Source organism: Streptomyces sp. ISL-99, assembly GCF_018614005.1.
In the GTDB taxonomy this organism is placed as follows: Bacteria; Actinomycetota; Actinomycetes; order Streptomycetales; family Streptomycetaceae; genus Streptomyces; species Streptomyces flavidovirens.
Genome location: NZ_JAGGPC010000089.1, coordinates 1 through 5,843, shown reverse-complemented (window position 1 = coordinate 5,843; position 5,843 = coordinate 1). Strand labels below are relative to the sequence as shown.

Below are 5,843 nucleotides of genomic sequence, written 5' to 3'. Positions count from 1 at the left end.
CAACTGCGGCTGCAGTATTAGACGACCGTCCGACGTGCTGGGATGCTCCAGCGGTGACCAGCATGTGCGAGGCCAGACCGAAGAAGGGTGGGACGCCCCCTATTACCGCGTCCGCGCCGAAGGGTTCGAGGCGCTGTTCCTCCCCGGCCCTGATGAGGTACTCGACGAAGTCTGCAACGTTGATGTTGAGGTTCATCTCCCTGATGGCTCGCGCTGGAGTGCGACGATCTTCACCCTTGCCGAGGTCGACCGGCTGATGAAGCAATGGGAAGAGACCGGAGAAGCAGCAGATGGCCAGTGCTTCTGGTGCTCTGACGGCTTGATCGTGCGGGCTCCGGGCATCCAAGGGACGGTGACAGTGATCGCCAACCTGCTCGGATCGGGAGAGTTCGACGGCGCTTTTCACCGTCTGGATGCCTCGGCCTGAACACCGACGGACAGGGCCTCGCGGTCCTCGGGCGACCCGTAGCTCTGCCACCAGTCTCACCGTTCTGCACGATGATCCGTCTCACGCGGGTGGCCATCCCCTCAGCGCAGACGGCAGACTCCGGCGATGGCCTCGAAAACCTCCCGCCCCGCCAACCCCGATCTCTATCCGGATCTTGCGGCTGCCGGCAGTCTCGCCGCGGCCCTGGAGCTGGCAGCTGCCGAGCAGGGGCTCGCCCTGGATCCGGTGCTGAGCAACGATTCAGACCCACTGCGCACAGCCGGCGTCACCAGCACAGCTCCTGACAGGGACCCCTGCTGGATCTTCATCGGGGCGGAGAGTCGCTGGTTCAACATCAACGGCCTGTGCCAAGGCGTTCAGCTGCTCTCGGGCTCGACCTCCGATCTGAAAGAGCTGGCCCGAGCCGCGGCAGGTTGGCGAAACGGGGCCAGGCTCCGCGAGATCCACAAGGCTGCCCCCTTCATCAAGGTGAGCGAACTGGCCGAAGCGCATGAACGCGGTCCGGCCGAAGCGGTCACCGTGCAGTGGCGGCTCCTCTTGGAGGACTTGCGCCAGGAGGCCGATCGGCTCGACCTCGCCCGCCAGACACTGGCGCTCGCCGAGACGGCGTCGGCCGAACCGAAGCTGCGGCAGTTGTATCCGTTCACCAGCCACTGGTCACTTCACTTCACGACCTGCACCGGTTTCCCGTACTCATGGGAGGTGCCGTTCGTCGACCCGCTGAGCGACGGACGCTATCGGGTTTGCGGCCCCGACCGGGGAACAATAATCGGCGAGGCAGACACGGCTGAGCACGCCATCGCCTTGGTGATAGGCGGTCTGCCGGCCGACTGCGGTCCATCTGTCGCCGGCACCGCCAACGATCTGCGCAATCAGCAACTCGGCTAATCAGATCACCAGTCCGGGAGCCGCCCGCCCTTCGTCTGGATCCATGCGCGGATGGCCTCGATGGCGTCGAGGAGGTCCTGAAAGGTGCAGAGATCACGATGCTGTCGTCGGACCTGGCCGGTTGCCACGTCCCGATACTCAACTTGAGGCCGCGGGCGATCTCGGGGACCTCTTCGTAGCGGGATCCGAGGGGACGGGTGCCGTAGTGGAGCTGCTGTACATCGTCGACGGCGATGAGCTTGAGCCCGTGCAGGCGGTGCAGGCGCCGTGCCGCGCGGAGCTCGGTGAAGCTGGAGCAGGGGTCGTCTTGCAGGTAGAGCGGTGCTTCGGCGACTTCGGGGATGCGTTTGGCGAGGCGGATCCAGTCGTTGTCGTGCATCCAGCACGGGTCGCTCCGGACCGGGGTGGCCCCTGAGAGCGCCGCGCTCCGTCCAGGCGCGGTCCCGCCTGGTGCCCAGACCTCAACAAATGGGCGAACCCCACCAGAGGCGCATGGTGGGGTTCGGACCAGCCGGCCAGTGACCGATATGGGGATGTATGGGTGGCTAGTCGCGGCGGATGAGCTCAGGGTTGATGCGTCGGCCGACCAGTGGCAGCGAACCCGCGGCGGCCGCTGCGACCACGCCCGCTGTAGCGATGGCGAGCAAGGGGATGCCGGAGATGTCCCAGAAGACCTCGCCGCCTCCGGTGATCAGGTAGCTGGACTCGGCGAGTTTGCCGGCAACGAGTGCCAGTGCGAGTCCGATGCTCAGTGGCAGTACCACCTGGGCGCATTGGACGGCTCGCATGGTCCTTGCACGGGCGCCGATCAGAGTGATGGCGGTGACTTGTGCACGCCGTTCGACGGCACGGTCGGTGACGGAGACAAGGAAGGCCGCTACTCCGATGACCAGGCCCATGATCATGCCGAGGGCCAACAGGGTCTGGATGACGATGATCTGCTGCAGGCCGTTGATGTTGATTCCGATGGTGTCGATCTCGGCAGTCGGGGCGATTGATCCGATGCCGTCCAGTACCTGACGCACCGCCTCGGGGTCGGAGTCGCTGGTGAGGACGAACTGCGCCGATTGCGGGCGGGCTTGCGCGGGCAGCGCGGAGGGAGGGACGAGGACAGCCGCTGAGCCGACCGCCGACGGGGCGTACGCCTTGTAAGTGATCTGCGCGGAGGGGAGGTTGATGTCCAGGGTCTTGCTCTTCCCGCCCTCCCGTACTTGGTAGAGGAATGAGGTGCCGGGGCCTACGCCCGGGTCGGTGCTGGAGTTGGGATCGACGAGCCGCAGCACCTTGCCGTCTACGCAGCCCTGCGAGTCCTGCACAAATGCGGCCAGTTGGGCGCAGGTGGCGACCAGTGCGGTGGCCCAAGGCTGGACCTCCGAGCCTGACTGGTTGGGGTCGGCCCAGGACTCCACGGTCAGGGCGTGTGCGCGTACCCCCGGTACGTCCGCGAGAGCGAGCTGCTGCTTGGCGGTGAGGCCGGACAGAGAAATGGCGTAGTCCTGCGCGGGGGCGTGCGGGCGGGTGACCTGTTTCAGCTCGATCAGGATGCCCTGGGCGAGTGAGGCGGCGTAGACCAGCAGCACAAGTCCGGTGACGACGCGCATGGTGCTGCCCGGCTCGACCTCGTTGCGGCGCATCGCCAGGTTGAGGGTCAGGGATTGCGTGGACCTCGCCACCCTGCGCGCGAGGGTGAACGAGATCAGCGGCAGGGTGAGCACCAGCCCGATACCGGTCAACAGAACGCCGGCCGGGACCAGCAGCGCGTTCACGCCGGTGTTCGAAGCGGGGTGTGTGGTGAGGCCGGTGGCGCAGTAGCCGGTCACGATACCCAGGCCGGTTACCAGCAGCAGGCCGCCCCACTTCGACGGAGGCTTGGGTGCCGCGGTGCGCCGCACTGCCAGCGGATTGGCAGCCGCGTCACGTGCGCTGGCCCGGCCGACGAACCAGGCGAGGGCCGGGCAGCCGATCAGGCAGATGGCGATGGTCGTCGTGGACAGGGCGCCATCACCCGGATACCACTTCAGGCCGGGCAGTCCCGTGCGGGACATCACCTGGTTGAGGGCCCAGTATTCGCCGAGCCCGAGGAGGGCGCCGAGCAGGGCTGCGACCACGGTCTCGGCGGCGTTCACGCGCTGGGTGCCCTTGACGCTCAGCCCCAGCGGAAGCAGGACGAGTGTGCCCAGGGCGAAGCGGAGGTTGGTGAGGGTGGAGGGCTCGACGGCCGGGTACGGGGCATACCCGTACCCGAACCCCTTCAATACACGTGCCTCGTCGGCGATCTGCTCATGGGTGGTGCCGATGTAGGCGTACAGCTCGTCGGGGTGGGCGAGACCGGACGCGCCGATCACGCCTTTCTCGCGTCCCGGCAGCAGACCTTTGACTGCGGGCTCGTCCCGCAGCAGGGCGTGCACGCGCGGGGAGACCCACACCTCACCAGGGCCCGGGATCTTGCTGATCCCCGGCGGGACGTGCTCCCGGCTGTCGGCGCCCTTGGCGATGAACACGCGGGTGAATGCCTTCGAGCCGTACGGGTCCGACCGCTGCAGCAAAAGGGTCGCCTCTGCCGGCCCGGCGGAGGCCGTCCTGGGTTCGCGGGCCGCGGCACGCCCGTCGTGCGCGTCGAGAATCGAGGGAATGGTGAGGACAAGGGCCAGACAGCACACCCCCGATGGAGCCGCCCGCCGCCATCAGGAAGAAACGTACGCGGTTGCCCCGGCCGGCACCGAACAGCAGCCGCAGGCCGAGGAGAAACTCCTTCACGCCGCCCCCTGAGCGGAGAGAAGCCCGTCGGACATCGTGTAATGGCTGTCTGCCTGGGCGGCGACGGCGGGGTCGTGCGTGACCAGAATGACGGCGGTGCCCTGGGACCGGGCCAGGCTGAGGAATTCCTTCAGCACGGCTGAGGCGTTGGCGCTGTCCAGGGAGCCGGTCGGCTCGTCCGCGAAGACGACGGCCGGGCGGTGGACCAGAGCGCGGGCGACGGCCACGCGCTGGCTCTGTCCCCCCGACACCTGTGAGGGGCGGCGTTCGCGCAGTTCGCCGAGTCCCAGCCGCTCAAGCACCTCACCGGCTGCAGCCAGTGCGGGACGCTTGCGCTGCCCGGCCAGGCGCAGCGGCAGCGCGGTGTTCTCTTCGATGGTCAGCTCGGGAAGCAGCTCACCGTACTGGAAGACGAAACCGAAGCGTTCGCGGCGGAGCGTACTGATCTCGTCGTCACTAAGGCGGCCGAACAACTGGCCGTCGAACCGGATCTGCCCTCTCGTGGCGGGCAGCACGCCCGCCAGGCAATACAGCAGCGAGGACTTTCCCGAGCCGTTCTGCCCGGTGATGGCTACGACCTCACGGCGGGCAACCGAGAGGTAAGCGCCGCTGACGGCCAACTGGGTGCCGTAGGAGAGGTCAACTCCGTCGGCGGAAAGAAGGTCTGACGTACTGATGGCTTCCCCCAAGAAGCGAGCGGGCCCAGGTGGCGCGCACCTGGGCCCGCCTTGCTGGTGTACTGCCTACCTCTGGTAGTGCTTGGTCACGGAGCAGTTGTCGGGGCGAAGCGAACCCCGGTCACGGCATACGCGTATGTAGCCGTCGCTGGTGTAGCGAGCCGCGCCGTCATAGGTGAGCTTGTTCAGAGGAACGGACTTCCGCTGCTTCCCGTTGAAGCGGCTCCAGCTGTAGCCCTCGACCTTGACCTGCACGTAGACGTTGTGGCCATCGCCGTGGCTGGCGTCCTTCAGGTTGCCCTTCCACTGGAAGGCCCCATGGGTCTGTCGGCCGGGGGGGCAGGAACTTGTACTGGCCGGAGTTGAACTCCGCGCCGCCGGTCCTGAGCGTCGGAATGTTGTGCCATGAGGCTGCGAACGCGGTCCCCGCCCCGACGGCGAAGAGACCGGCCGTGAGGACACCTGTTGCCAACTTACGCACTGTTTTTTTCCCGTTTTTTCTTTTGTGAGCCCTGCTGGTCATGTCAGGGCCAGGAGTGAAGCTAACACGGGTCCGGTGAGATTAAACGATCAACCAATTCGGCGTGAGCTGAGGGCGTCTGATCCCTCAACAGACAGCAAGGGTGCCGCTTTGGCGCGCACCCCCGGACCCGCCACGGACGGCAAATCAAGGCAGACGTGCCCGTCCGGTTTACCTCCGCACCGGATCAGTTGTGGACGGCCCCGGATACGGGTGCGGCGGTAACTCTTCGGTATGGGGAGTAGCCAGCACTCCAACTGGCCACGGAACGCCAGTCCGTGGCATTTGGCCCTCGTGATCGGAATTTTTCGTTCCGGGGCATGGTGATCCAGTCTGTAGCCGCGCGTTGGTCGAGCGCATTCATCCGTACGCGGCTGAGCACTTTTACTTTTCCGTGTACGCCGACAGCTGCCTTAGTCGACGGCAGTGGGCTACCGAGTCTTGGGGGCATATCGGCCCGCCAGGGGGAAGACCACAGCTCCTCGTCCCGACCAAGCGGCAGCACCATGTCGTGGGTCGGATGCGACTAGGTGTTCTGTCCACGGAGGTTGGT

At 66.5% G+C, this 5,843-nt stretch carries 5 protein-coding genes and 1 pseudogene; 2 read left to right on the top strand and 4 right to left on the bottom strand.

All coding sequences use genetic code 11. The features are described from left to right. Together J7E91_RS34425 and J7E91_RS34420 are read left to right on the top strand one after the other, a co-directional pair. Window positions 1-427, top strand: a 427-nt coding sequence (locus J7E91_RS34425; protein ID WP_374224826.1) for a hypothetical protein, incomplete at its 5' end; no start/stop codon positions are given. A 126-nt stretch (window positions 428-553) separates the two neighbouring features. Further along, the gene (locus tag J7E91_RS34420; RefSeq protein WP_214911207.1) at window positions 554-1,336 is read left to right on the top strand and encodes a DUF6193 family natural product biosynthesis protein; all 783 of its coding nucleotides are present in this window, start codon (window positions 554-556) and stop codon (window positions 1,334-1,336) included. A 202-nt stretch (window positions 1,337-1,538) separates the two neighbouring features. Here the strand turns inward: J7E91_RS34420 and J7E91_RS37475 are convergent. The 4 genes and pseudogenes from J7E91_RS37475 to J7E91_RS36595 form a co-directional block, all read right to left on the bottom strand. Further along, window positions 1,539-1,715 (bottom strand): annotated as a pseudogene (locus J7E91_RS37475) (DnaB-like helicase C-terminal domain-containing protein); the annotation flags it as partial. 166 nt (window positions 1,716-1,881) lie between these two features. Further along, on the bottom strand, window positions 1,882-3,882 hold the full coding sequence (locus J7E91_RS34415) for an ABC transporter permease (protein WP_308377557.1): 2,001 nt from the start codon (window positions 3,880-3,882) through the stop codon (window positions 1,882-1,884). Between the two features lie 207 nt (window positions 3,883-4,089). Further along, window positions 4,090-4,782 (bottom strand): ABC transporter ATP-binding protein, encoded by a 693-nt coding sequence (locus J7E91_RS34410; RefSeq protein WP_251016700.1) that lies wholly within the window; start codon window positions 4,780-4,782, stop codon window positions 4,090-4,092. Window positions 4,783-4,836: 54 nt separating this feature from the next. Continuing rightward, window positions 4,837-5,025 carry a hypothetical protein gene (locus J7E91_RS36595; protein ID WP_308377556.1) on the bottom strand — a complete coding sequence of 63 codons (189 nt, stop codon included), beginning with the start codon at window positions 5,023-5,025 and terminating at the stop codon, window positions 4,837-4,839. Window positions 5,026-5,843 lie beyond the last annotated feature (818 nt).

Coding starts and splice junctions, on each gene's coding strand:
- J7E91_RS34420 (WP_214911207.1), top strand. CDS start 554: ATGGCCTCGAAAACCTCCCGCCCCGCCAACCCCGATCTCTATCCGGAT.